Raw genomic sequence first — 26,179 nt, forward strand, 5'->3', positions numbered from 1 at the left:
GCTAGCTATCAAATGTGTAGCAAAGCCAGTGCTCCCACGGCCACGCCTGCCAAGCCCGCGCCCAGCATCGCCCACTCCAGCCACTTTTTCTTGGTCAACAGGGCAATGGCGGCCAGTGCGATGGATATTTGCAGCACGGTGGTGGCCTGTGCCCAGCGGTGGTGCAGGTGCATTTGCTCCTCGCTTTTCTCGTCCCACTCGTGGGCTTGGGCCTCTAGAGCATCGGCTTTGTCTTTGATCTCGGCCTTTTCTTTCTCGTAGCGCTCCACCTTGGCTTGGTACTTGTCTTTGTCCTCAGCCTTGGTGCTCAGGTCGCGGGTCACCTCGGCCAGTGCTTGCTTGGTGCTTTTGGCTTGGAAGTAATTCCACTGGTTGGAGGCTTCGGTTTTCTTGATGGCGGCGTTGTTTTTGTACAGACCCGCGTTGGCTTGGGTGGCACCGCCCATGTAACCAAAAATCGCCCCCACGGTGGCGATGATGGCGGTGAACAGCGCGATCTGGTTGGTCATCGACTTGCCACCAGCGTGGCCGTGGTCATCGCCGTGGCCCGCATCGTGGCCTTGGGCGGCGTGTTCCAGCTCGTGGTCGTGGGGGCCGTGTACGTGAAATCCGTGTCCAGACATGGTGTGCTTGTCTCCTGCAAATCAGCGAAAGCGCCGATTGTAGGGATGCCAAGCGAATGTCTTCAGTTCCCATTCACTTCAAGAGGGGGGCGGCATCGATTGCAGCAACCGGGCCAAAGCATCGGCCGACATCGGGCGTGCGAAATAGTAGCCTTGCGCCTCGTCGCATTGGTAGTGCTGCAGGCGCTGGACAATATCCTCCGTTTCAACGCCCTCAGCAATCGTGCGCAGACCCAGACTGCGTGCCATTTGGATGACCGCATTCACGATGGCCGCGTCATCCGGGTCAGTGGCCAGGTCACGCACAAAAGAACCATCAATCTTGAGCTTATCGATATCCAGCTGCTTCAGATACGCAAGGCTGGAGTAGCCGGTCCCAAAATCATCAATCGAAATCTTGACACCCAGGCGCTTGAGGCGTCGAACGCACGCGAGAACGCCCTCGACATCTTGAACCAGTATGGACTCCGTCAATTCAAGCTCCAGCTTGGCGGGGTCTAAGCCCGTCGATGCAAGTGCTTGGCTCACCTGGAGTTCCACATCGTCCCGCTTGAACTGAATTGCTGAGAGATTCACCGCCATGGTCAGTTCCGGCAATCCGGCAGCTTTCCAGGCTGCGGCCTGACGGCAGGCTTGCTGCAACACCCAGTTTCCAATCGGGACAATCAGGCCATTTCCTTCCGCGACCGGGATGAAACGACTGGGGGCAACACTCCCCAAAACCGGATGGTTCCATCGCAGCAGTGCCTCAACGCCCACGATCCGATGGCTCAACAGATCGAATTGTGGTTGGTAGTGCAGTACAAATTCATTCCTGTCCAACGCTCGATGCAGTGCGTTTCGAATAGCGAGGTTGTCGACAGCTTGTGAATTGATTTGCGCATCAAAGAAACGATAGGTGTTGCGACCTGCGTCCTTGGCCTGGTACATGGCCATGTCGGCTTTCTTGTGCAGAATGTCAAAGGTCCCCCCATCGTCAGGGAACATCCCTACGCCGATGGATGCTGAAGTCGAAAGCTCCTCGCCAGCAAGCTGGATCGGGTATTGCAATCTCGCCATCATTTTTTGAATGAGAGGCGACGCATCTTCCGCTCGTTCGAGATCCGTCAGAATGATCAGGAACTCATCCCCGCCCTGTCGACAGATCGTGTCCGTTTCTCGTATGCAGTCTTTCAGACGCGCGCTGACTTCTTGGAGGAAGGCATCACCGACATCATGACCCAGGCTGTCGTTGATGCCTTTGAAATTATCGAGATCCAGAAAAAGCAAAGCGACCTTGCGATCTTGGCGCAAAGCCAATTCTGTCGCCCGATCAAATCTTTCCTGCAATAGCAAGCGGTTGGGAAGCCCGGTCAGGAGATCGTGAAAAGCCAAGTAGTTGATTCGTTGCTCGGCTAACTTGCGTGCAGTGATGTCGGAGACGACCGACAGAAAACCGCTGACGCTCCCATTGGAATCCAACAAAGGAGCGATGGAGAGACTGATGTCGATAGGCGAGCCATCCCGCTTTACCCATTGCAATTCCAGCTGCCGGATCACCTCCCCGCTTTGCACCCTCGCATGGATGTCGTCCAACTCTGATTTTTTCTGCGGGGGAACAACCCGCAGGGGATGCCCAACAGCGTCCCCAGCAGTCCAGTTAAAAATCCATTCTGCTGCTGGATTCCAGGACGTGACGATACCGTCCTTGTCGTGGGTATAGATCGCGAGGGGCGAATTGGAAATCACAGACTCCAAGCGATGGTGGGCCTGTTGCAGACTCTGCGACGACTGCAGAATCTCGGCACGCATCATATTGACCGCATTCGTCACATGATCAAAAGCGTCTGGGCGCCACATTCCATGGCTTGGTCGATTCAGCGTCAAGACATCCTGGGCAGTGCCTTTGGCACCGAAACGGCGTAGATAAGCCGAGAGGTGTTCCAAGTGCTGCCCCACCATGCCCTGAAACAACAACAACACAAAGGCCGTCACCAAAAATGTCTTGATCGCATTGCTGACCAGCATCACAAGCAATTTAGACCAAAGCCGCGCGTAAACATGGTCCATGCTCGCCACCACATGCAACTCACCGATGAGCAGGTTTTCACCGCGGTGAGCTCTGGTGAGCGGGATGACGGTTTCGATGACTCTCTGTGATGATCGGCTACCGACAGCCCATTGCACCTTGCCATCAGACACAACTTCTAGACGATCAACATCGCGAAGGTTCAACAATCCGCCAAGCAGGGTTTGGATCTGTGAGGTCTCCGCAATCCAGACGCTTTCCGTTAATGTAGGCAGGTAGATGTTCTGGATGGTATCGACGCGCTCACGGATTCCACGCATGTCTTCGTGGTAGTCCAGATAAAGTTCAGCAGCTGTAATGACCGCGGTCACCGCAGAACTGAACAAAATCATGGCCACCATGATCCGTCGAGCCAGCCCATTGTTGCGAAACAAGGCTCGATCAAGGAATTGGGGTCGAAGGAAACGCAGAAGTTTCATCAAGTGCGCAGTGTGCGAATGCTGTACAAAAAATACACTGACGGGTGGTTTTCGCAGATTTTAGTTTTTCCTATGCATCGAGGGTTTGGCGATGAAGAAAGGACACCTTATGCGTTGTTTACTGCCAGTATGGGCTTTATTGCTGGGACTGCTCTCGGGGTTGATCCCAACCCATGCGCAAACCTATGACCGCGTCGTGTCGCTGCCTGAAAATGGGGCCTCGCAAGGCGAACTGGTGGAATTTGTCCGCGCACTAGACCGAGCCACCCACACGCGAACCAAAATCGTCAACCGTCCATTCGCGAGATCGCTATTGGAGACGGCTGCTGGCAAAGCGGACTTTCATCTCCCCATGATTCAAGACGGCGATAAACCAGCCCCTGCCGGGTTGGTCTACGTTAGCGAAGTCGAGATAGGCCGCGTCCCTTTCGTGATTTACTCGCGCAAGTCCGAGCCGCTGGATGCGCACTCCGTCGGGCAAGAAGGGCACATCGTCCTGATCGAGGCGGCACACGCATCGCTCTATCCCTTTCCTGTGACGGAGTCCAATTGCCTGCAGTGCAGCATGGACATGGTTCTTTCCAAGCGGGCCGACGCACTGATTGTTCCCATGAATGTGGGCGATCCATTGCTGAAATCCCCCCATTACAGCGGCATCCACCGAGCGCTTTACAAATCTTATCCCGTGCGCGCGCTGGTTCCAGCACGCGCCGATGCGGCAGCCATTCGACGTTATCTGACCGAGGGAATCAAACAACTGAAACAGTCCGGCCAGATGGAACAGTATTTGGTTCGCTACGTGGACTGGCAACCCTAGGTGTGCAAGTGTCTTGGGGGCGTGTAGCTGGTGTGAGCGGGGGATTGGCTACAATCGGCCCCCTTCACCGGGGGTGTCCGCAAGGACTGAGAAATACCCCATGAACCTGATCTGGCTGGTACCAGCGTAGGGAGTGTGAAAGGCAGTCGCCTACCGGCTGCTCGTCTTGCGCTCCCCACTGGGCTTGGCCGTGTTCACGCAATTTGCCAATCTTGAAAGCGAGTGCTCGAATGACTTCCTCTCCTGTTTCGCGCCGCTCTGTGCTGGGCGCTTCCGTATCGGTTTGTGTGGGCCTGTCCGCAGGCCTGTTGGCACTGGCTCCCAGTGCCCGCGCTGCAGAGGAGTTGCGCGTGCTGACCCACAGCTCCTTTGGCGTGCCCAAGGCCTTGCTGGCCCAGTTTGAGAAAGAGAACAACGCCAAGCTGAGCATCAACAAAGCCGGTGATGCGGGCGAGATGCTCAACAAGCTCATCCTGACCAAGGCCAGCCCGATTGCCGATGTGGTCTACGGCATCGACAACGCCTTGGCTCCCAAAGCCTTGGCGGCCGACGTGCTGGCTGCCACCAACACCGCCGCTGCCAGCCGCAAGGCCAACGCCAGCTTGCCCGCGCCGCTGGTGAGCGTGGACTACGGCTACGTGACGCTGAACTACGACAAGGCCTGGTTTGCCAAGCATGGCGTGCCATTGCCCAAAACGCTGGACGACTTGACCCAGCCGGCGTACGCCAAGCTCTTGGTGGTGCAAAACCCCGCCACCAGCAGCCCCGGTTACGCGTTCTTGCTCTCCACCATTGGCGCGTTGGGCGAAGACAAAGCGTTTGACTTCTGGGCCAAGCTGCGCAGCAACGGCGTGAAAGTGGTCAAAGGCTGGAGCGAGGCCTACTACACCGACTTCAGCAAAAGCGGTGGCAAGTACCCGCTGGTGGTGAGCTATGCCAGCAGCCCTGCAGCCGAGCTGTTTTATTCCAAAACCAAGCTGAGCGAGCCGCCCACTGGCTCGCTGGTCTTGCCCGGCGCGGTGTTCCGCCAAGTAGAGGGGGTGGCCTTGGTAAAAGGGGGCAAGAACGTGGCACTGGCCGAGAAGTTCATCGAATTTCTGCGCTCGACTCCTGTGCAGCAGCAGATGCAAACCGAGATGTGGATGCAGCCTGCCGAGGCCAGTGTGCCCGTGGCAGACGCGCTGCGCGTGGGCGAAGAACCCAGCCGTTTTGACGCTCCGAGCGATGCCGACATCGCCGCCAAAGGCGCTGCGTGGGTGAAGCGCTGGACGCAGGTGGTGCTGAAGTAAACCATGCGCTTGGAGCCCCAAGGGGCGCACGCCCGTGCGCTGGGCTTGGCCGCATGCCAAGCCGCGCTGCCACTGGCCCTGCTGCTGGCCATGGTGCTGCTGCCAGCGGGCGTGCTCATGCTGCACGGTGCGGGGGATGGCTATGGGGACAGTGCCAGCCTGTGGCTACCGTGGCAAGACGCCTATTTGCGCCAGCGCCTGCTGTGGACGCTGGGCCAAGCCGCGCTGAGCACGTTCATCGTCTTGCTGCTGGGCGTGCCCTTGGCCTGGGTGCTGGCGCGCTGGCAGTTTGCCGGGCGCACGCTGCTGCTGCGCAGCCTCATGCTGCCCTTTGTGGTGCCCACACTCGTGGCAGCGCTGGGGGTGCTTACCGTGTGGGGCACGGTGGGCGATGGCGCACTGCGCGACACGCCCTGGCTGCTGCTGTACGGCAATGTGTTTTTCAACCTCTGCTTGGTGGTGCGCGCCGGGCACGAGGGCTTGCAGCACGTAGCGGCCAACCGCGTGGCTGCTGCCCGCACGCTGGGGGCCAGCCCATGGCGCACCTTTTGGCGGGTGGAGTGGCCCGCCATGCTGCCGTGGTTGGCTTCGGCGCTGTGTTTGGTGTTTTTGTACTGCTTCTCGGGCTTTGGGCTGGCGCTGGTGCTGGGTGGCAGCCGCTACGCCACAGCCGAGGTGGAGGTCTACACCCTGGTAGCCCACGAGCTGGAGCTGGGCCAGGCCAGTGTGCTGGCGCTGTGGCTCATGCTGTGCTCCGGCGCGGTGGCGCTGGCCTATGCGTGGGTGGAGCGCTGGCTGGCCACCCCCGTGCGCGCCGCTGCCGTTCCGCGCCAAGCGGTGCGGGGCTGGCGTATGCGCGTGTGGCTCTTGGCAGCACTGCTGATTTGGATGCTTTTTGAGGCGCTACCGCTTATCAGTATTGCTGTACGTGCTATTAATTTAGGAGCGGATGCATGGGCAGTGCTCTGGCAAGACGAGACGCTGTTGGCGCTGTGGAACACGCTGCGCTTTTCCACCGTGGCGGTGCTATTGGCCACGCTGCTGGGGCTGTTGCTGGCGCTGGCTGCGCAGCGCTGGTTGTGGCTGCGCACGGTGGCCTACGTGCCGCTCATCGTCTCACCCGTGTTGGTGGCTTTTGGTTTGCTATTGCTGTACCCGCAATGGGCGGGCGAGCTGCCCCTGCTGCTGGCCGCCTACACCGTGCTGGCGGTGCCGCTGGTGGCCAAGGCCGTGGCCGCCGGGCTGGACAACCTGCCACCCCAGTGGTGGCAGGCCGCGCGCTGCTTGGGGGCCAGCCCGTGGCGGGCGTTTTGGCGCATCACCTTGCCGCTGTTGCTGCCCGCTGTGCGCCGGGGCATGGCCATGGCCGCTGCCACGGCGGTGGGGGAGTTTGCCGTCACGCTGTTTTTGTCCCGCCCTGAGTGGATGACGCTCACCACCCTCATTTACTCCCACCTAGGCCGCCCCGGCGCTGCCCACCAAGAGGCGGCGCTGGTACTCTCGGCCTTGCTCATGCTGCTGGCTTTGTTGGCCTTTGTGCTCACCGAAGCAGGGCGGCAAACCGATTCACCGTCTGACTAAACCATGCTGGAACTGCAAGCCATTACCAAACACTGGCGCGACGACCGTGCGCTGCCCGGCGAAGGCCCGCGGGTGTTGCTCCATCAGTTGCACTTGCAGGTGCCGCAGGGCCAGACGGTGGCACTGCTGGGGCCATCGGGCTGCGGCAAAAGCACGCTGCTCAAAATCATTGCCGGGCTGGAGCAAGCCGAGGCAGGGCGCGTGCTGTGGGCCGGGCAGGACTTGGCCCGCGTGCCGGTGCACCAGCGTGGCTTTGTCCTCATGTTCCAAGACTTTGCGCTCTTTCCCCACCTGAATGTGCGTGACAACGTGGCCTTTGGGCTGGTGGAGCAGGGCTTGGGTCGCAAAGCCGCACGCCCAATGGCCGATGCCATGCTGCAGCGCATGGGCTTGGGCGGGCGCGGGGACGACACGGTGTGGCGCTTATCGGGCGGCGAGCAGCAGCGCGTGGCGCTGGGCCGCTCGCTCATCGTGCAGCCCAAGCTGCTGCTGCTGGACGAGCCCTTTTCTGCGCTGGATGCCGACTTGCGCCAAGCCATGCGCCAAGAGTTTGCCCAAGCCATCGCTCAGAACGCCATCACTGCTGTGCTGGTTACCCATGACGAGCAAGAGGCCCGCGCCTTGGGCCAGCAGGGCTACCGCCTGCAAGACGGGGCACTGCAGCGGTGGTGGTAATCAACTTTCGGCGAGCGAGTCATAGGACGGCCTAAAAGATTTTTGTGCGTAGCTGCGGCCCTGTAATTAATGATAGTGCCAAGTGGATTAAAGGATTTATCCACTATTCAATGCCGAAAATCCCTGTTAAAAAACGTTTCGCAATCAATGCTTACCGATTGCGTATTCAGTTATATAAATCATAGGGAGGAAATCATGGCCAGTGGAAATGACTATCGCAGCAAGCTGCATGCCCTTTTGTCCGAAGGAATGCAGCACTTGCAGCCACACAATGCACTGCAGGAGTTAGAGAACGCGGCTTCGGCTATTGAAGCGCTTGTTACCAAGTTGGACGCCTTATTGCGGGAGATCGAGCGACAAGAAATCCTTGCAAGCCAACATGTCACGTCCTTGCTTGGTGAAAAAGCAGCGCCAGCCGATGTGGAGTCCGTAGGTGAGTTCGCTTTTGCCTTGCATTACCTCCACAACCCACCAGCAGAGCTCAGGGCTGAAGTGGATGCGATTCCAGAGCTCAAGCTCCTGTGGGACACACTGGCGGCGGTCGCGCGCCCATCGGCCTTCACCCCAGAGCAATTCAGCGCTGTCAGGGAGTCATTCCTCAGCAGTTCCAGAGTCCTTTGTGACAAGTGGGGTGGCATATACGGCTGCCGCACGTACGAGCAGGCAGACATCCGTTGGGCGTGGACATTAAAGAACGTGTTCATGAATCACCGGCGTAGCAAAGATCACGGTCAAGACGGCTGGGGTATCCGCGCCTTTGTGACGAATCCCGCGCCTGCGCCCATTGCGCTCAAACCCCAGGGCCAAGATGGAAAAGTGCGCATTGCAATCATTGGTGACTGGGGTTCTGGCCAGTACCAGCTCCAAGGCCTAGGCAACCCCAAGGGGCCTGCGTTTGCAGTGATGGACACCTTGTTGAATTTGGAGAACAAACCGGATTACATCATCCACTTGGGGGATACCTACTACTCAGGTACCGCTGGCAATCGTTTGCCAGAAGGTGAGGAGCAAAACAACCTGCTGGATGTGTTGTACCAGTACCCTGACATTGCCAAGCAAGGGCAATGCTTCACCTTGAATTCCAACCATGAGATGTATGGGGGCGCTTATGGCTACTTTGATGTGGCGTTGGCTGATCCCTTGTTCAGTGCACAAGCCGGATGCAGCTACTTTGCACTGGAGTTTGGGGATTGGGTCATCGCAGGCATTGATACCGCGTACTTCGATCCTTCCAATTTGTACATGCGTGGTGGGCTCGGCGAGCCAAAGGTCAACCCCCAGTATGCGTTTTTGCAGCAAATTACCCAGAATAAAAAAGATGGGAAAAAGGTGATTCTGATGTCACACCACACTGGCATCAGCACGGATGGAAGCGCAGTGAATGAACCGCTGTGGAGCAACATAAATAAAGATTGCAATTTGACGCCCGACTATTGGTACTGGGGGCATACGCATCTTGGAATGGTCTACAACGACAAAGCAGCCTCCAAGGAAGTGAAAACCCGTTGTATTGGTCATAGCTCTATGCCATTTGCCATACCGATTGGCATGAAGGGTTGCAGCAACGTGGATTGGTATGCCAACACCGAGCTCAAAATAAATGAAGCACTGGCTTTTGTCCATATTTCGCCGCGCGCAAAAAATGGTTTTGCCATGCTCACACTGGGCGAAAACACCATCCGCGAGGAGTTTTTTGATATCGGAAATACGGCGCCCATCTACTCTTTGTGAGGGGTGCTAGTGCAGCAGCCTTATCGCGCATACTGTTGGCATGCAAAGACGCGACTGTTTGGCATGGGCTGCTGCCTCTCTTGCAGCCACTTGGGGGCAGCATGGCGCTGCGCAGACCATGGACGGGCCGCAGCCACGGCAAGAGCAGGCGCGTCTGCCGTTTGACCGCATGCAGGCCCGTGCGGGGTATTTGCAGCGCTTGCGCAGCATCCAGCAGCGTGGGCTGATACCGCTCATCGATGTAGAAAGCTCCTACAACCCCCACAAGCTTGACGTGGCGGCGTTCGTGTCGGACATGGACACCGTGGGCATGATCATGTGTGCCTCGGCCGAGCAGCCATCCAACCTGGTCAACAAAGGCCAGCTATGGTCGGACCACAGCCTAGAGTTGCAGCGTGCTTACCCCACGCATTTCATTCCCGTAGGCAATGGGGGTGGGCACCCCGCTTGGTCGGAGCACGGCAGCGCTTTTTTAGACGCTGCAGAGCAGTTTTTGGTGGCCGATGGCTATCCCATGATGGGGGAGTTTGAGTTCCACCATTACCCCTCGCCCAGACAGGTGCAGCGTGGGGATATGCACCGCGATGTGCAAATTGCTATTGATGGGCCTTTGGGCCACCGCCTGTTTGCATTGGCAGAAAAAACGGGCTTGCCCTTCCAGTTGCATTACGAGATTGAAGACGTGCTGCTGCCCCCGCTGGAGAGCATGCTCCAGCAGTACCCCAAGGCCACGGTGATTTGGTGCCATTTCGACCAGATACGGTACTCGGCCCGCTCCACGCTCTATGGCCCCAGCATGCTGGCGCAGTGGCTGCAACGCTACCCCCAGTTGTATGTGGACACCGCGATGGGCCACGCTGGTTCGGTGTACGAGTTGAGCGGTGAACGCCACTCGCGCTACTGGACGCGCAAAAGCGAATGGCACGAGGTGATGGCGGCCCACCCCTATCGGTTTTTGGCAGCGCTGGATATTGGGGGCGATAGAACCGATAGCCTCTTGCTCTGGGGGCGTCGGCGACGCGAATTCATCCAGTCTTTGCCCGACGCATTGCGCGAACGGGTGGCCTACAAGGCGGCATGGAAGTTGATTTACCACGAAGAGATTTAGCCTAGCTGGGCTTGGGCATTGCCCACCCCAATGGGTGAGCGCCATGCCCAGTCCCGGCGCGTGACCGTGTTTTTTTATCCAAGTTCCTGTCAGGAATACATAAGGACGGCATAAGGAATGCGGTTACAGAGCAGGTTCACTGTGGTAGCGTTTCAGGGTGAGCGAATCTAGACCTGCATCCCCGACTTCTTCCGTGCCTTCCCGCATGCGCCTGCTGCCTTTGGCCTGGCCTATTTTTGTGGAGCACTTGCTGCACATGAGTGTGGGGGCCATTGGCACCTTTATGGTCAGCCATATTTCTGACGATGCCGTTGCCGCCTTGGGCACGGCCAACCAAGTGGTGGCCATGTGCTTGCTGCTGTTTGGCATCATCAGCTTGGGGGCCAGCGTGGTGGTGACCCACCACTTGGGCGCGCACGACACGGCAGGGGCGCACCGCATTGCGCGCTCGGCCATTGCGGTCAATGGCTGGATTGGGCTGGCATTTAGCGTGGTGGTCATGGTTTTGGCCGCGCCGCTGTTGCAGGCGCTGCAGCTCTCGCCCCGGCTGATGGCGTATGCCGAGCCTTTCCTCACCATCATGGGGGCGACGCTGGTGCTGGAGGCCATGAACCTGGCCATATCGTCGGTGCTGCGGGCCCACGGCCTCACGCGCGAGCCCATGCTGGTGGCCATTGGGCAAAACATCTTCACCCTGCTGGGCAATTGCATCTTGCTCTACGGCTGGTTTGGCATGCCGCGCATGGGCGTCATGGGGGTGGCTATTTCTACCGTGGCCGGGCGTTTGCTGGCCTGTGTGGTCATGTGGGCGCTGCTGCACTATCGCGTGCGCCTGCAGATGCACTGGCGTGATTGGGTGAGCCTGCGCTGGAGCACGCTCACCCGCATCATGCACATAGGCTTGCCCGCTGCGCTGGAGCAGGTGGGCTGGTACAGCGCCTTCATGGTGGTGACGGCCTTTACCGCCCGCATGGGGGCCGAACAGCTAGCCACCCAAACCTATGCCATGCAGTTGGTCTGGGTGGTGGTGCTGTGCAGCGTGGCCATTGGGGCGGCTACCGAAATCATCGTCGGCCACATGGTGGGTGCGGGGGCTTTTGACCAAGCCTACAAACAACTGCTGCGCAGCCTGCGGCTGGGCATTGCCATTGCGCTGGTAGTGGCCGTGGGCGTGGCCGTGTTTGCCAAGCCTTTGGTACGCCTGTTCACGCACGATGAAGCCATCATCGCCGCGTGCGCCACGCTCATGTACATGGGCATCGTGCTCGAACCCGGGCGGGTGTTCAACTTGGTGGTCATCAACTCGCTGCGCGCCACGGGCGATGCCCGTTACCCGGTGCTCATGGGCATCTCGTCGTTTGTGCTGGTGTTTGCGCTGGGCGGGTGGTTTTTTGGCACCTACCTGGGCTGGGGCTTGCCCGGCGTGTGGCTGGCCATGATTTGCGACGAATGGTTTCGCGGCCTCATGATGTACCGCCGCTGGAAACGCCGCCGCTGGCTCAAATACGCCCGGCGCACCTACCGGGCGGTGAAGGCGGTGGCCTAAGTCGGCTTGGTGCTTTGCACCACCGCCTCCACCTGCCGCAGCAATTGCTCCAGCGCATCGGGCGCGTCGCAGGCGATCGCTTGGCGTTCGGGCATGGAGCGCAGCCAAGTGATTTGGCGTTTGGCCAGTTGGCGCGTGGCGGCTATGCCGCGTTCGGGTAGCTCGGCCAGGGGGTAGAGGCCGTCTAGCGCTTCCCACGCTTGGCGGTAGCCCACGCAGCGCATGGAGGGCAAGTCCAAATGCAGGTCACCGCGCTGGCGTAGGGCTTGTACTTCGTCCAAAAATCCATCGGCCAGCATGGCCTGAAAGCGCTGTGCAATGCGCTGGTGCAGCCAAGAGCGGTCATGGGGTTCTAAGGAAAAAAGGGCTGCAGAGCTTGCTGCATGCGCTATGGGTGCTATCTTTTTAATAGCGCCTTGGCCGTCGAAAGCATCGCTGCTTTGATGAAAGGCAGACAAGGGTTTGCCACTGATGCGGTACACCTCCAGCGCGCGCTGTATGCGCTGGCTGTCGTTGGGGGCCAAGCGCTGCGCGGTGCTGGGGTCGATTAGCGCCAGCTCGGCATGCATGGCAGGCCAACCTATGCGGGCGGCTTGTTCGTCCAGTTCGGCGCGGATGGCAGGGTTGGCGCTGGGCATATCGTCCATGCCGTGCAACAGGGCTTTGAAATACAGCATGGTGCCGCCCACCAGCAGCGGCAGTTTGCCGCGGGCGTGGATGTCGGCGATGCAGGCCTGCGCGTCGCGCACAAATTCGGCTGCGCTGTAGGCCTGCAGCGGGTCGCGGATGTTGATCAGGTGGTGGGGCACTTGGGCCAACTCGGCTGGCGTGGGTTTGGCCGTGCCGATGTCCATGCTGCGGTAGACCAAGGCCGAGTCCACGCTGATGATTTCACCGTTCAAGCGCTCGGCCAAGGCCAAGGCAGCGGCGGTTTTGCCCGCTGCGGTGGGGCCTGCAAGGGCTATGCACAGGGGCAGGCTCATGCGTGGCCCCCAGCGGCTGTTGGTAGCGCTGACAGCGCTGGCAAGGTGCGCCGTGCAGTGCGTTGCAGCAGGTAAATCATGCCAAAGGCGGCAATGGGCAAGCCCACTGCCAAGCCGACCCAAAAGCCCACAGCCCCCAATGGTTGGGCTGGGTGCATCCAGCTAGGCAACCACTTGGGGGCCCAACCCAGCAAGCAGCCCAAGGGCAGCGATACGCCCCAAAACGCGGTGAGGTAGAGCAGCATGGGCAGGCGCGTGACTTTGTAGCTGCGCAGGGCATTGCTGGCGATGACTTGCACGGTGTCAAACACCTGGAACAGTGCGGCAATGCCCAGCAGCACCGTGGCGCGTTCGGCCACCGCCGCGTCGGCCGTGTAGGCGCTGGCAATGTGGCTGCCGCCCAAGCCCATGACGAGTGCCATGACACAGCCGGTAATGAAGCCCAAGACCACGCCCAACCATGCGCGGTAGCGTGCTACATCGGATGTACCGGCCCCCAATGCCTGTCCTACGCGCGCCAGCACGGCGGTGCTTAGGCTCAGGGGCAACATAAAGACGATAGAGATGAAGTTCAGCGCCACTTGGTGGGCTGCCATTTCGGTGCTGCCAAAGCGGGCAATCAGTATGCCGATCAGGCTAAATGCACAGGTTTCGGCAAAGAACGTGATGCCAATGGGCAGCCCCAAGCGCATCAACTGGCGCTGGGTGGGCCAGTGCAGGCGCAGGTTCAGCTGGGTTTGTTCGCGTAGCGGGCTGGTGGTGTGGTACACCGCACCGTAGCGCACCCACAGGCCCAGGCCCAGCAGGTTGAACCATGCACACGCCAGCGTGGCCCATGCACAGCCCATGCCGCCCAGCGCTGGCAGGCCCCAGTTGCCAAATACCAGCAGCCAGTTGAGCAGTGCGTTGAGCAACAGGCAGCCGACAGACACCACCATGATGGGTTTGGTCTGGCTGATGCTGGTGCTGTAGCTGTACAGCGCACGGTAGCCCGCAAACGCGGGTATGCCAAAGCTGACGATGACAATGAAGTGCTGCGCCTGTTCGCGCACACGGGCTTCGGCAGTGAGCCATTGCAGCGCCCAGGCGGCAAGCCACATGACCAGCATGCCAGCCAAGCCGATAAAGACGGCTTTCCACAGTGCTTGGCGCACCATGCCCGGTATTTCGTCCAAGTCCCGTGCGCCATAGGCGTGGGCCACCAAGGGGGCGACGGACATCATCAAGCCCATGATGGTGATGATGGTCACGTTCCAAGTGGACACGCCCAGTGACACCACCGCCAAGTCGGGTGCCGATACGTGGCCTGCCATGGCCACCTCGATAGTGGACATGCCCATGATGGCCAGTTGCCCGAGCAAGATGGGCCACGCTACTTTCCACAAAGCGGCCAGCTCGCGCAAAGCGCGTAGCCAAGGGCTGGTGGGAGAGGATGGTTGAGCGGGGGAGGCGGTAGAGGCGATGGGAGATATCTCAGGCATGGGCCTGCGATTGTAGGCAGAGCGCCACGTGGTGGCGCAAGGCCCAGCCTGCCAGTACAGCACCCACACCGAGCACCCACCACAGCGATGGTTGGGGCAGGGCATGGTTGCTATCCAACGCATAGCCAATGAGCACGTTGGCCAGCAAGGACGCTATGCCACCCACAGCCGCAAAAAAGCCGTAGTAGCGGGCCCTGGCTTGGGCGGGAGCGTAGTGGGCCACATGGTTGCTGAGCAGAGGGTAAATCAGCACCGACCCTAGGCTAAACAGCAAGGCCATGACGCTGATCATGGTGGGCAGATTCAGGGCCAAAGGGTTGAGCAGGCTCAAAAAGGCCAAACCCATGCAGGCCAAACCCCAACCCATGGCATTGGGGGTGCCCATGCGGGGGGCTGCCCATTTGGCGATGGGCCACTGCAGCACGATGCTCAGCAGGGCGGTTTGGGTGAACACGGTGGTCACCATGGTCGCGTTGGCTTGGTGGGCGTGCAAAAAAGCCGGCACGGCCAAGTAGAGCTGCTGAAACAGCACCGAATACCCTGCAGCCAGCAGGCTGAATACCCAAAAAGCCTTGTGCCCCAGCAGTTGGCGCCAAAGCGTGCGCTCGGGCAGGTGGGGGAGGATGGCGTTGTCGGGGTGGTGCAGGGTTTGCGTGTCGGGCGGCAGTACACGCCACTGCAGTAGTGTCAAAGCGCCAAACAGGGCGCTGGCCCCCAAGGCGGCCACTCCAAAACCAAGGCTGCCAGCCCACAAACCCACCAGCGGGCCTAGCAGCATGCCTGCTTCACTCATCCAGTTGTGCCAAGTGAAGGCTTGTTGGCGCGCTGCATTGTCGTGGTAAAGGCGGGACAAATAGGCCTGTGCCGTTGGCGTGAACAAGGCCCCAGCCAAACCTGTGAGTGCAGCGCCCAGCAGCAAACCCAGCAGATTGTGGGTAGCCCCTAGCAGCACAAAACCCACGGTGCGCACAGCACAGCCCACGATGATGGTGCGGCGGTAGCCATACACATCGCCCAGCCACCCGCCCAGCAAAAACAAGCCCTGTTGGCTAAAGACGCGCAGTCCCAGTACCAAGCCAATGCTGGCCGCTTGCAGACCCAAGTCTTGGCTCATATGGGTGGCCAGATAGGGCAGCACCATGTAAAAGCCCAGATTAAAGGCCAAGGCGTTGCCAATCAGTACCTTGGCGGCTGCGCTGTGAAGGGATGGCTTGGGTGGAGTGCTCACAAAGACAGACTGTAGCGGGCTGCGCAAGTTTTACTGGGGCGTGATTTTCTGCAGCAAAGCGTCCAGCCGTTCGCGGTTCATCAGGATGCGGCTGCGTTTGTCCTCGGCCACTTCTTGCACGGGCTGGCGGTTGTGGGGGGCACCGGCTTGTATCAGGCCGAGCATGCCCATCATCAAGTGTGGTGGGCACATGTAGAGGTACAGGCCTTCGTGGGTGATCGTGACGGTAAGCGTTTCATCTTCTTTGCTGGCCCAATTGGCGGCCCCGTCGGGTACGGCCATGCTGCGCACATAGTGGCCGCTTTGCGTGGGCACAAAGCGCACGGTGTCGCCTACTTGCACTGACAGGTAGGCGGGTTCAAACACCATGTGGCCTTGGGTCGATTGGGTCAGCATGCGCACTTCGTATTCGGCGGCATGCAGGCAGGTGCTGTGCACAGTCAGCAGGGCAGCGCTGCTCAGCGCTGTCAGAGCAGAACGGAAAAACATAAGACGCAGGAGTGTGAAACGGCATGCAGAAATCACGCCGCTTGTGGCAGGGTAGCGGGCTGGGCTTTGTCAGCGCAGGGTGGGGTTTGTGTGCGGCTGGGACGTATGAAGGGGGTGCCATCCTCGTCCAATTGCACGCGCACGGGCACGCCGTAGAGTTGCTCGACCAAATGGGGTGTCAGTACCTGTTGCGGACTGCCGCAAGCCAGCATCTGCCCTTGGTTGAGGGCGATGATGGTGTCGGCAAACTGGGCCGTCAGGTTCAGGTCGTGCAACACCATGATGGTGATCCACTGCCGTTCGCGCGTCAGGGTGCGGGCTTGGTCGAGCAAGAGCAGCTGGTGCTTCAAATCCAAGGCGCTGACTGGTTCGTCCAGCAGCATGATGCGGGGATCGCGCAGCAGCACTTGGGCAAATAGGCTGAGCTGGCGCTGCCCGCCGCTGAGCGCATGGATGGGGCGGTGCGCCAAGTGCAGCAAACCCACCGACTCCAAGGCGAGCAGGGCCTTGTGCAGTTGTTCGTCAGCCACGCGCACGCCTAAGCGGCTCATCTGGCCCAGCAACACGACTTCGAGCACGCTCAGGTCGGCGCTGATGTGCGAGTCTTGCGGCATGTAGCCAAATAGCTGCCGCCAGTCGCTGCTGCGGGTGGCGAGTTGTTCTTGGCCCGCGTAGCGCACGGTGCCAGAGATGGCTTTGTTGTCGCCAAACAGGGTGCGCAGCAGGGTGGATTTGCCCGTGCCGTTGGGCCCGATGATGGCGTACACCAGCCCGGGCTGGAATTGGGTGCTCACGCCATCGAGCAGGATTTGTGGCCCGGCTTGCAAGCGCAGGCGGTCGATTTCAAGCATGGTGGCTGCGCTTTCCGAGAATGAGCCAGAAGAAAAATGGCACACCAATGATGGCGGTGACGATGCCAATGGGGAACAGCGCGCCGGGCACCAGGGTTTTGGACAGAACCGAAGCGGTGGAGAGCAAAAAGCCCCCGGTCAGCATGGACAGCGGAATAAAAAAGCGCTGGTCTTCGCCCACCAGCATGCGGGCGATGTGCGGAGCCACTAGGCCCACAAAGCCAATCACCCCCACAAAGCTGATGGCAGTGGAGGTCATCAAAGCCACCAATACCAAAGTCTTGAGGCGCAGCCACGTGACGTCCACGCCCAAGCTGCGCGCGCGTGCTTCACCCAAGCGCAGGGCGGTGAGTTTCCACGCGTCTTGGAACAGCAGCACGCAGCACAGCAGCGTCACCACAGTGGTGATGAGCAGGGTTTGCCAAGTGGTTTTGCTCAGACTGCCAAAAAGCCAAAACAAAATTTGCTGGTTCAGCTCAGGAGAGGAGAGGAACTGCAGCAAGGACAGCAGGGACTGGAACAAAAACAAGAGCGCGATGCCGGCCAAGATGAGCGTTTGCGAGCTAACGTGCTTGAGCAGTGCCAAGCCAAACAGCACGCTGGCGCACAGCATGCACATGACAAAAGCCCCCAAGGGAATGGCCACCATGGGCGAGAGGCCAAAACCGCCAAAGTACAGGCTCAGCGCTGCCCCCAAGCCAGCGGCGGCAGCCATGCCCAAGGTGAATGGGCTGGCCATGGGGTTGTCCAGCAGGGTTTGCATTTCGCCCCCGCCCACGCCCAAGGCTGCGCCCACGACCAAGGCCATGAGGGCGATGGGCAGGCGCATGTCCAGCACGATGGCTTTGCTGGTGGGGTCGGCCAATTCGGGGTGGAGCAGGGTGCGTACCACATCGCCCAAGCCCAGCATGGACGGGCCCGTGGCAATGTCCAGCACCAAGCTGGCGGCAATGATGAGGGTGAAAGCCAAAAGGTAAAGCCAGCGGAATTTCTCCCGCTGGCGTTGACCTGCTAAGGCATGGCTGATGCCTGTTGCGGTACTGTTGCTGGTCACTTGCTATCCAGATGAATCATGAAGGTGCCGCTGGGGCGAATGGGCAGGTAGCGTTGGTAAAAGCCCAAGTAGGTGGCTTGCGGATCGAGGTCTTTGAACAGCGTAGGGTAGAGCGCTTTGGCCATGTACTGCATGAGCGCCAAGTCCAAGATGCTGCGCGTGGCGCCGTGGTACACACCGTAAACGCGCTGGTTTTTCACGGCGTTCACTTGGCTCCAGCCGTGGCGCTGGGTAAAACCTTGCAGGCGTTTTTGCGCTGCAGTGGCATCGACCTCAAAGCCCATTTGCATGGCGGTGGGGTTGGCCACGCTTTCGTAGCCGGCCATGAGTACCACGTCGGGATTGGAGCTCAAAAACTGCTCGGGGTGGATGGCGCCCCAGTTCTTGATAAAGGGTTCGGCAATGTTGCGCCCCCCCACCAAGGAGGCCATGGCACCCCACATGTTTTTGCCATAGGTGTAGCTGTAGTCGGCAGGTCCTTTGTCACCCAGCTCGATGTAGATGCTGGGCTGGGGCAGTTTGGCTTTGGCGATGCGTTGCTGCATCAGCTCGACACCATTGCTGTAGTCGCGGGCAATTTGTTCCGCGCGCGCAGTTTCTCCGGTGATGCGGCCCAGCACGCGGATGCTAGCTACGTGGCGCTCCAGCGTTTGGGCGTTGAAGTCGATCACCACCACGGGAATGCCTGCAGACTCCAAGCGGGCCAAGTCGTTGCCCAGCGCTTGGTATTGCCAATCGGCCAAGATGACTACTGAGGGCTTGGCTGCTAGCACCTTCTCGATGGAGAAAGTTTGGTCTTGCACGTTGCCCACGTCGGGTACTTTGAGCAGTTGGGGTTTTTTCTCTGTGTATTGCTTCCACACCACGGGGCGGGATTTGCTGAACCAGCCCAGCGACATGCCCACCAGGCGGTCGTAAGCGGCATCGCCACCGACTGCGAAATAGTCTTCGATGTAAAAGCCCAGCACAACGCGCTTGGCAGGAACATCCACCACCACTTGGCGGCCTATAACGTCCGAAATGGTGGTGGGGGCAGCGTGGGCACCTGTGAGGGCGGCTATGCAGAGTGTGCAAGCGGCAAGCGCCGCTTGCATCCAACGACGGGATGAATGTGCCATGTTTTATTTGCTGGAGAGATCGACCATGAAGCTACCGCTGGGGGTGACGGGCAGGTAGCGCTTGTAGAAGGACAGGTAGTTGGCTTCGGGTTGCAGGTCTTTGAACAAATCGGGATAAATGGCTTTGGCCATGAACTGCACCATGGTGTAGTCCGATACCGTGCGCGATGCCCCTTGGTACACGCCCAAGAGGCGCTTGTTTTTGATGGCAGGCAGGTCAGCCCAGCCATTGCGGTTGGCAAAGCCTGCTAGGCGCTGTTGGGCGACAGCCTTATCCACGCCTTGGCCAATTTGCATGGCGGTTGGGTTCTTGGCCGCTTCGGTACCGGAAATGAACACCACCTCGGGCTTGGCAGCCAGCACTTGCTCAGGGTTCATAGGGCCCCACCATTCGACAAAAGGCGCTGCAATGTTGTTGCCGCCAGCATTCTTGAGCATGGCACCCCACATATTTTTGCCGTAGGTGAAGCTGTATTCAGCCGGGCCTTTGTTGCCAAATTCCACGTAGACCTTGGGTTGGGGAAGTCCCGCTTTGGCAATGCGGCTTTGTACTTGGTCGATAGCGGACTTGTACTCGGCATTGATCTTGTCGGCACGGGTGGTTTCGCCCGTGATTTCACCCAGCAGCTTGGTGCTCGCCAAGTGACGCTCTAGGGTTTGGGCGTTGTAGTCCACCACCACGACAGGGATTTTTGCTGCTTCCAAGCGCTTGATATCAGAGCCCAAGCCTTTGTACTGCCAGTCGGCCAGCACCACGACATCGGGTTTGAGTGCCAACACTTTTTCAACCGAGAAGGTCTGTGCTTCGACTTCGCCCACATCCGGGATGTCTTTCAAGGACGGACGGTGCGCAGTGTGCAGTTGCCAGTTGGCACTGCGCCAGCCTTCCCATGCTTCGCGGGACATACCGACGACCTTGTCAAAAGCCTTTTCACCACCAACAGCCATGTAGTCTTCAAAGTAAAAACCCAGCAGCACGCGTTTGGCAGGAAGGTCTACTTCGACATTGCGGCCAATGACGTCTTGCAAAGTGGTGGGGGCAGCCAGTGCGTTGGCTGCTGTGCTGCACAGAAGAGCAATGGCCAGTAGGCTTTTGATGTGTGATCGCTTGTTCATAATTAATTTCTAAATGAAAACGATTCTCATTATATGGACTGGGTTTGGTATGTAAAATCGCGACTGGCGATAATTGCGCCTATGACATACAAAACCCCCGAATTACTGGCCCCAGCAGGTTCTTTGACCATGCTGAAGACGGCTTTGGCGTTTGGTGCCACAGCCGTTTATGCAGGGCAGCCGCGCTATTCCTTGCGCGTGCGCAACAACTCTTTTGGTGATTTGGATGTGCTGCGCCAAGGCATTGAGCACACCCATGCCTTGGGCAAAAAGTTCTACCTCGTTTCCAATATTTATCCGCATAGCAACAAGGTCAAGAGTTACGTGCAGAACATGCAGCCCGTGATCGACCTCAGGCCTGATGCGCTGATCATGTCCGACCCCGGCTTGATCATGATGGCGCGTGAGGCTTGGCCGGACACCGAGGTGCACTTGTCGGTGCAGGCCAATACGGTGAACTCGGCAGCGGTGAAGTTTTGGCAGCGGGTGGGTATTACCCGTGTGATTTTGTCGCGCGAGTTGTCGCTCGACCAAGTGGCGCAGATTCGCCAAGATTGCCCTGACATGGAGCTGGAGGTGTTTGTCCACGGTGCGCTGTGCATTGCCTACTCGGGGCGTTGCCTCTTGTCGGGCTACTTCAATCACCGTGATCCCAATCAAGGTACGTGCACCAATGCCTGCCGTTGGGACTACAAAACCCACGCGGCACAGGTCGATGCTTCGGGCGATGTGCTGGCACCACCAGCGGCAGCGGGGCATAGCTGCGGTAGTGGAAATGGTCAGTCTTTGCCGCAAGAAGCACGCGACTCCATTTCTTACTTGCTCGAGGAAAGCAATCGCCCCGGGGAGTTCATGCCCATCGAGGAAGATGAACATGGCACTTACATCATGAACTCCAAAGACCTGCGTGCCATTGAGCACGTGCAGCGCTTGGTGGAAATCGGTGTGGATTCACTCAAAATCGAGGGGCGCACTAAGAGTCCGTACTACGTGGCGCGCACGGCCCAGTCTTACCGTCGCGCGATTGACGATGCGGTCAATGGTCACGGCCTTAATCCAGAGCTGCTGGGGCAATTGGAAGGCTTGGCTAACCGGGGCTATACCAGCGGTTTCTTCCAGCGCCACACACCCCAAGAAACCCAAAACTACCTGCGTGGCTACAGCGAAAGCGGCCGCAGCCAGTACGTGGGCGATGTATTGGAGTTCGACACCACGCGCCAACTGTGCAAGGTCAATGTGCGCAACAAATTCGCTGTGGGCGACTGGCTGGAGGTGATTCACCCTGCTGGCAATCACGACGTGCAACTGCAGCGCATGGAAAACGCCGATGCACAGCCTATGGACGTGGCGCCCGGTAGCGGACACACGGTGTGGTTGCCACTGCCGCAGTCGGCGGTAGGTGCGTTTCTGGCGCGCTACCTGCAAGCACGCGAAGACGCCGCAGAAAGTCTTGCGACTGCAGTTTGAGAATGGCCTCTAACCGTGGCGCTGCAAAGCAGTGCCATAATGCAGGGGTTTACTCTCAAAAGGCAAACGGGTCACTGTCCGGCGCAACATGAAATGTGCCCATGGCTTTGGCCTTAAGTTCCGACGCTGCCCCATAAGGGTCTGGGAAGGAGCACCGAAGGTTTTTCGTTAGAGAAATTCACAAAGGTTGATCATGGAAATATCCAAAGCCGAAATGGCAGCTACGGCTCCTGCCGCTAAATCATCTGTACCCGAATTGCGTGGTGCAGAGGTTCTTGTCAAAGCCCTGCAAGCAGAAAATGTGAAGTACCTCTGGGGCTACCCTGGTGGTGCGGTTTTGCACATTTACGATGCTTTGTACAAGCAGGAAACTATTCAGCACATCCTGGTTCGCCATGAACAAGCTGCAGTGCACGCAGCCGATGGCTATGCCCGTGCGACTGGCGATGTGGGTGTCGCGCTGGTGACCTCAGGCCCCGGTTTGACCAATGCGGTTACAGGCATTGCTACTGCCTACATGGACAGTATTCCTATGGTGGTGATCAGTGGCCAAGTGCCCACGCCCGCCATTGGCTTGGATGCTTTCCAAGAGTGCGATACCGTCGGCATTACCCGACCCATCGTCAAACACAACTTCTTGGTCAAAGACGCGCGTGATTTGGCCATGACGCTGAAAAAAGCATTCCACATCGCTCGCACAGGCCGCCCCGGTCCTGTGGTAGTGGATATCCCCAAAGACGTTTCCTTTAAGAAGGTTCCGTACGAAGGCTATCCCGAGTCGGTGGAAATGCGCTCCTACAACCCCGTGCGCAAAGGCCACGGCGGTCAAATTCGCAAGGCCTTGCAGTTGCTGCTGGCGGCCAAGCGTCCTTATATCTATACGGGCGGTGGCGTGCTGCTCAGCAATGCCAGCAACGAGCTGCGCACCTTGGTGGACATGCTGGGTGTGCCAGTGACCAACACCCTCATGGGTTTGGGTGCTTACCCTGCGTCGGACTCTAAGTTCTTGGGCATGCTGGGCATGCACGGCACGGTAGAGGCCAACAATGCCATGCAAAACTGTGATGTGTTGCTGGCTGTCGGAGCCCGTTTTGATGACCGCGTGATTGGCAACCCCAAGCACTTTGCACAAAACGAACGCAAGATCATCCACATCGACATCGATCCCTCCAGCATCTCCAAGCGCGTGAAGGTCGACATCCCTATCGTGGGCGATGTGAAAGATGTACTGACCGAAATGATCGGCATGCTCAAAGAAGCGCCAGCCCGCATCGATGGGCCTTCACTGGCTGCTTGGTGGGACACCATCAATGGCTGGCGCAGTCGCGATTGCCTGAAATACGACCGCAACAATACCGACGTCATCAAGCCCCAGTACGTGATCGAGACGCTCTGGAACATGACCAAGGATGCCGATACCTACATCACTTCCGATGTGGGCCAACACCAGATGTGGGCGGCCCAGTTTTACCGTTTTGACCAACCCCGCCGTTGGATCAACTCCGGTGGTTTGGGCACCATGGGTGTGGGCATTCCCTATGCCATGGGCATCAAGATGGCGCGTCCCGAGAGCGAGGTGTTCTGTGTGACCGGAGAAGGTTCGGTGCAGATGAACATCCAAGAGCTGTCCACTTGCTTGCAGTACAACACCCCCATCAAGGTGCTGTCGCTTAACAACCGCTATTTGGGCATGGTGCGCCAGTGGCAAGAGATTGAATATTCTGGCCGCTACAGCCACAGCTACATGGATGCTTTGCCCAACTTCGTGAAGTTGGCTGAAGCCTATGGTCACGTGGGTATGCTCATTGAGCGTCCCCAAGACGTGGAGCCTGCTTTGCGCGAAGCACGCAAGCTCAAAGATCGCACGGTGTTCATGGACTTCCGCACCGATCCGACCGAGAACGTCTTCCCCATGGTGCAGGCCGGCAAAGGCATCACCGAAATGCTCTTGGGGTCTGAAGACCTCTGACAGTCCCACACGTCACTTTTTTGACGAATCTATTGACTGCCAAGCCCTGCGGTTACCGCCGCAGGGGGAGGGCAGCGAAAAGAGGAATCGACACATGAAACACATCATTGCAGTTTTGTTGGAAAACGAGCCCGGCGCCTTGTCGCGCGTGGTGGGTTTGTTTTCTGCACGCGGATACAACATCGAATCTTTGACCGTTGCACCGACTGAGGATGCGAGCCTGTCTCGCATGACCATCGTGACCAGCGGCTCGGACGATGTGATCGAGCAAATCACCAAGCACTTGAATCGCTTGATTGAAGTCGTGAAAGTGGTGGACCTGACCGAAGGGGCTTACATCGAACGTGAGCTCATGATGGTCAAAGTCCGTGCGGTGGGCAAAGAGCGTGAGGAGATGAAGCGCACGGCGGATATTTTTCGTGGCCGCATCATCGACGTTACCGACAAGAGCTACACCATTGAGTTGACGGGTGATCAGTCCAAGAACGATGCGTTCTTGCAAGCGATTGATCGCAGCGCCATTTTGGAAACAGTGCGCACAGGTTCCAGCGGCATTGGCCGCGGTGAGCGCATTTTGCGAGTTTGATTTTTACTACGGAGAGAACAATGAAAGTTTTTTACGACAAGGACTGTGATCTGAGCCTGATCAAGGGCAAGACAGTGGCCATCATCGGCTACGGTTCGCAAGGCCACGCTCACGCACAAAACCTGAACGACAGCGGCGTCAAAGTCGTGGTGGGTTTGCGCAAGGGCGGTGCTTCTTGGGACAAGGTTGGCAAGGCTGGCCTGACTGTGATGGAAGTAAACGATGCGGTGAAAGCTGCTGACGTTGTCATGATTCTGTTGCCCGACGAGCAAATCGGTGAGGTTTACAAAAACAACGTGGAGCCCAACATCAAGCAAGGCGCTTCGTTGGTGTTCGCGCACGGCTTCAACGTGCACTACAACCAAGTGGTTCCTCGTGCTGATCTGGATGTGTGGATGGTGGCCCCTAAGGCTCCCGGTCACACTGTGCGCAACACCTACACCCAAGGTGGCGGTGTTCCTCACCTGATCGCTATCCATCAAGACAAGAGTGGCAAGGCCCGCGGTTTGGCACTTTCTTATGCCATGGCCAACGGTGGTGGCAAGGCTGGCATCATCGAAACTTCCTTCAAGGAAGAAACGGAAACCGACTTGTTCGGCGAACAAGCCGTTCTGTGCGGTGGCGCAGTAGAACTGATCAAGATGGGCTTTGAGACTTTGGTCGAAGCGGGCTACGCACCTGAAATGGCGTATTTCGAGTGCTTGCACGAGCTCAAGCTGATCGTGGATCTGATCTACGAAGGCGGCATTGCCAACATGAACTACTCCATTTCCAACAACGCGGAGTTTGGTGAGTACGTGACCGGCCCTGAAGTCGTGAACGAGACATCGCGCGCTGCAATGCGCAATGCGCTCAAGCGCATCCAAAACGGTGACTACGCCAAGATGTTCATTCAAGAAGGTCGTCTGAACTACCCTAGCATGACTGCACGCCGTCGCAATACCGCTGACCATCCTATCGAGGTGGTGGGTGGCCAACTGCGCGCCATGATGCCTTGGATTGCCAAGAACAAGTTGGTGGATCAAAGCCGCAACTAAGCACGGCGAACGTTTACCAAGCGTTCACTTGCAAAGGCCACTTCGGTGGCCTTTTTCTTTGGTGGCTTGGCTTAAACTGTTTGGTTAGCCAAGCACTAGGCTTGAGAAGGAGTTTTCATGCACGATGGCGATAGCACACCTCTGGATAGCACCGTAGAACCAGCCATGTCGATTCGGCGCAAAGGCATCTACATCTTGCCTAATTTGTTCACATTGGCAGCCTTGTTTGGTGGTTTTTATGCGGTGGTGATGGCCATGAATGGCCGCTATGACTTGGCCACCGTGGGGGTGTTTTGTGCCATGGTGCTCGATAGCCTAGACGGGCGAGTGGCCCGCATGACCAATACCCAAAGTGCTTTTGGTGAGCAAATGGATTCGCTCTCGGATATGGTGTCTTTTGGTGCTGCACCGGCGCTCATTGCGTATGAATGGGCATTGCGCGATATCGGACGATGGGGCTGGATTGCTGCATTTGTGTACTGCGCTTGTGCCGCACTGCGTTTGGCGCGTTTTAACGTCAATACCTCGGTGGTGGATAAACGCTATTTCCAAGGATTGCCATCCCCAGCTGCTGCTGCACTGGTGGCCGGCTTTATTGGCTTGGCAACCGATCAAGGCTACCAAGGCCCACAACTGGTATGGCCTATGTTTGCCGTGTGCTTGTTCGCTGGTTTGACTATGGTGACCAATGTGCCGTTCTACAGTTTTAAAGATTTGAGCATGAAGCGCAGCGTGCCTTTTGCCGCCATTGTGTTGGTCGCGCTGGGAATTGCAGTGATCAATATTTATCCCCCATTGGTACTGTTTGGCTTGTTTGTGGTCTATGCCCTCAGCGGGTACGTGGTGTACGCCTGGCGTAAAGCCAAAGGCCAGCACACCAGTGTGATCAGTACTTCGACCGACGAGCCCGATGAGCGTGGCTTGCACATGTAAGACATTGCCT

The 26,179-nt window shown here is 58.5% G+C and carries 22 protein-coding genes and 1 riboswitch; of the genes, 12 read left to right on the top strand and 10 right to left on the bottom strand.

Annotation, left to right across the window (positions count from 1 at the left end):
- Positions 1 to 8: 8 nt before the first annotated feature.
- Together KIK84_RS01800 and KIK84_RS01805 are read right to left on the bottom strand one after the other, a co-directional pair.
- Entirely contained in the window at positions 9 to 623 is a 615-nt protein-coding gene (locus KIK84_RS01800; RefSeq protein WP_214121267.1) for a DUF4337 domain-containing protein, read from the bottom strand.
- Positions 624 to 701: 78 nt separating this feature from the next.
- A complete protein-coding gene (locus tag KIK84_RS01805; protein ID WP_214121268.1) occupies positions 702 to 3,110 on the bottom strand; it encodes a bifunctional diguanylate cyclase/phosphodiesterase in 2,409 nt (802 codons plus the stop codon).
- A 109-nt stretch (positions 3,111 to 3,219) separates the two neighbouring features.
- Here KIK84_RS01805 and KIK84_RS01810 point away from each other — a divergent pair, with 109 nt between their 5' ends.
- The 7 genes from KIK84_RS01810 to KIK84_RS01840 all read left to right on the top strand — a co-directional run bounded on the left by KIK84_RS01810 (position 3,220) and on the right by KIK84_RS01840 (position 11,857).
- Positions 3,220 to 3,927: a transporter substrate-binding domain-containing protein gene (locus KIK84_RS01810; RefSeq protein WP_214121269.1), complete on the top strand. Its 708-nt coding sequence runs from the start codon at positions 3,220 to 3,222 to the stop codon at positions 3,925 to 3,927.
- A gap of 59 nt (positions 3,928 to 3,986) precedes the next feature.
- Positions 3,987 to 4,078, top strand: a riboswitch (TPP riboswitch).
- Between the two features lie 79 nt (positions 4,079 to 4,157).
- On the top strand, positions 4,158 to 5,216 hold the full coding sequence (locus KIK84_RS01815) for a thiamine ABC transporter substrate-binding protein (protein ID WP_214121270.1): 1,059 nt from the start codon (positions 4,158 to 4,160) through the stop codon (positions 5,214 to 5,216).
- Positions 5,217 to 5,219: 3 nt separating this feature from the next.
- Positions 5,220 to 6,797 carry an ABC transporter permease gene (locus KIK84_RS01820; protein ID WP_250207678.1) on the top strand — a complete coding sequence of 526 codons (1,578 nt, stop codon included), beginning with the start codon at positions 5,220 to 5,222 and terminating at the stop codon, positions 6,795 to 6,797.
- Between the two features lie 3 nt (positions 6,798 to 6,800).
- Positions 6,801 to 7,472, top strand: a complete 672-nt coding sequence (locus KIK84_RS01825) for an ABC transporter ATP-binding protein (protein WP_214121271.1) — start codon at positions 6,801 to 6,803, stop codon at positions 7,470 to 7,472.
- 195 nt (positions 7,473 to 7,667) lie between these two features.
- On the top strand, positions 7,668 to 9,203 hold the full coding sequence (locus tag KIK84_RS01830; RefSeq protein WP_214121272.1) for a metallophosphoesterase: 1,536 nt from the start codon (positions 7,668 to 7,670) through the stop codon (positions 9,201 to 9,203).
- Positions 9,204 to 9,243: 40 nt separating this feature from the next.
- Positions 9,244 to 10,311: an amidohydrolase family protein gene (locus tag KIK84_RS01835; RefSeq protein ID WP_214121273.1), complete on the top strand. Its 1,068-nt coding sequence runs from the start codon at positions 9,244 to 9,246 to the stop codon at positions 10,309 to 10,311.
- Between the two features lie 205 nt (positions 10,312 to 10,516).
- Positions 10,517 to 11,857: an MATE family efflux transporter gene (locus KIK84_RS01840; protein WP_214121274.1), complete on the top strand. Its 1,341-nt coding sequence runs from the start codon at positions 10,517 to 10,519 to the stop codon at positions 11,855 to 11,857.
- Here KIK84_RS01840 and miaA read toward each other — a convergent pair.
- The 8 genes from miaA to KIK84_RS01880 are packed head-to-tail and all read right to left on the bottom strand — an operon-like array spanning position 11,854 to position 20,177.
- Positions 11,854 to 12,840: a tRNA (adenosine(37)-N6)-dimethylallyltransferase MiaA gene (gene miaA, locus KIK84_RS01845; RefSeq protein ID WP_214121275.1), complete on the bottom strand. Its 987-nt coding sequence runs from the start codon at positions 12,838 to 12,840 to the stop codon at positions 11,854 to 11,856. The two genes, KIK84_RS01840 and miaA, sit on opposite strands and share 4 nt — an antisense overlap.
- Complete coding sequence (locus KIK84_RS01850; protein WP_214121276.1) at positions 12,837 to 14,321, bottom strand: MATE family efflux transporter; 1,485 nt, start codon at positions 14,319 to 14,321, stop codon at positions 12,837 to 12,839. Before KIK84_RS01850 ends, miaA begins: the two co-directional genes overlap by 4 nt.
- Positions 14,314 to 15,549 (bottom strand): MFS transporter, encoded by a 1,236-nt coding sequence (locus KIK84_RS01855; protein ID WP_214121277.1) that lies wholly within the window; start codon positions 15,547 to 15,549, stop codon positions 14,314 to 14,316. The genes KIK84_RS01850 and KIK84_RS01855 overlap by 8 nt, the downstream gene beginning before the upstream one ends.
- A gap of 30 nt (positions 15,550 to 15,579) precedes the next feature.
- Positions 15,580 to 16,038 carry a pseudoazurin gene (locus tag KIK84_RS01860; RefSeq protein WP_214121278.1) on the bottom strand — a complete coding sequence of 153 codons (459 nt, stop codon included), beginning with the start codon at positions 16,036 to 16,038 and terminating at the stop codon, positions 15,580 to 15,582.
- Between the two features lie 32 nt (positions 16,039 to 16,070).
- Entirely contained in the window at positions 16,071 to 16,889 is an 819-nt protein-coding gene (locus KIK84_RS01865; RefSeq protein WP_214121279.1) for an ABC transporter ATP-binding protein, read from the bottom strand.
- The gene (locus KIK84_RS01870) at positions 16,882 to 17,943 is read right to left on the bottom strand and encodes a FecCD family ABC transporter permease (RefSeq protein WP_214121280.1); all 1,062 of its coding nucleotides are present in this window, start codon (positions 17,941 to 17,943) and stop codon (positions 16,882 to 16,884) included. Before KIK84_RS01870 ends, KIK84_RS01865 begins: the two co-directional genes overlap by 8 nt.
- On the bottom strand, positions 17,940 to 19,061 hold the full coding sequence (locus KIK84_RS01875; RefSeq protein ID WP_214121281.1) for an ABC transporter substrate-binding protein: 1,122 nt from the start codon (positions 19,059 to 19,061) through the stop codon (positions 17,940 to 17,942). The genes KIK84_RS01870 and KIK84_RS01875 overlap by 4 nt, the downstream gene beginning before the upstream one ends.
- A gap of 3 nt (positions 19,062 to 19,064) precedes the next feature.
- On the bottom strand, positions 19,065 to 20,177 hold the full coding sequence (locus tag KIK84_RS01880) for an ABC transporter substrate-binding protein (protein WP_214121282.1): 1,113 nt from the start codon (positions 20,175 to 20,177) through the stop codon (positions 19,065 to 19,067).
- Between the two features lie 81 nt (positions 20,178 to 20,258).
- Here KIK84_RS01880 and trhP point away from each other — a divergent pair, with 81 nt between their 5' ends.
- The 5 genes from trhP to pssA all read left to right on the top strand — a co-directional run bounded on the left by trhP (position 20,259) and on the right by pssA (position 26,169).
- A complete protein-coding gene (gene trhP / locus KIK84_RS01885) occupies positions 20,259 to 21,644 on the top strand; it encodes a prephenate-dependent tRNA uridine(34) hydroxylase TrhP (RefSeq protein ID WP_214121283.1) in 1,386 nt (461 codons plus the stop codon).
- A 193-nt stretch (positions 21,645 to 21,837) separates the two neighbouring features.
- Positions 21,838 to 23,613, top strand: coding sequence for an acetolactate synthase 3 catalytic subunit (locus tag KIK84_RS01890; RefSeq protein ID WP_214121284.1), 1,776 nt, complete (start codon positions 21,838 to 21,840; stop codon positions 23,611 to 23,613).
- A gap of 94 nt (positions 23,614 to 23,707) precedes the next feature.
- A complete protein-coding gene (ilvN, locus tag KIK84_RS01895) occupies positions 23,708 to 24,199 on the top strand; it encodes an acetolactate synthase small subunit (protein WP_214121285.1) in 492 nt (163 codons plus the stop codon).
- 20 nt (positions 24,200 to 24,219) lie between these two features.
- Positions 24,220 to 25,236, top strand: coding sequence for a ketol-acid reductoisomerase (gene ilvC, locus KIK84_RS01900; protein WP_214121286.1), 1,017 nt, complete (start codon positions 24,220 to 24,222; stop codon positions 25,234 to 25,236).
- A gap of 117 nt (positions 25,237 to 25,353) precedes the next feature.
- Positions 25,354 to 26,169 (top strand): CDP-diacylglycerol--serine O-phosphatidyltransferase, encoded by an 816-nt coding sequence (gene pssA / locus KIK84_RS01905; RefSeq protein WP_214121287.1) that lies wholly within the window; start codon positions 25,354 to 25,356, stop codon positions 26,167 to 26,169.
- Positions 26,170 to 26,179: the final 10 nt, after the last annotated feature.

This window comes from Curvibacter sp. CHRR-16 (genome assembly GCF_018474005.1).
GTDB lineage: Bacteria > Pseudomonadota > Gammaproteobacteria > Burkholderiales > Burkholderiaceae_C > Allorhodoferax.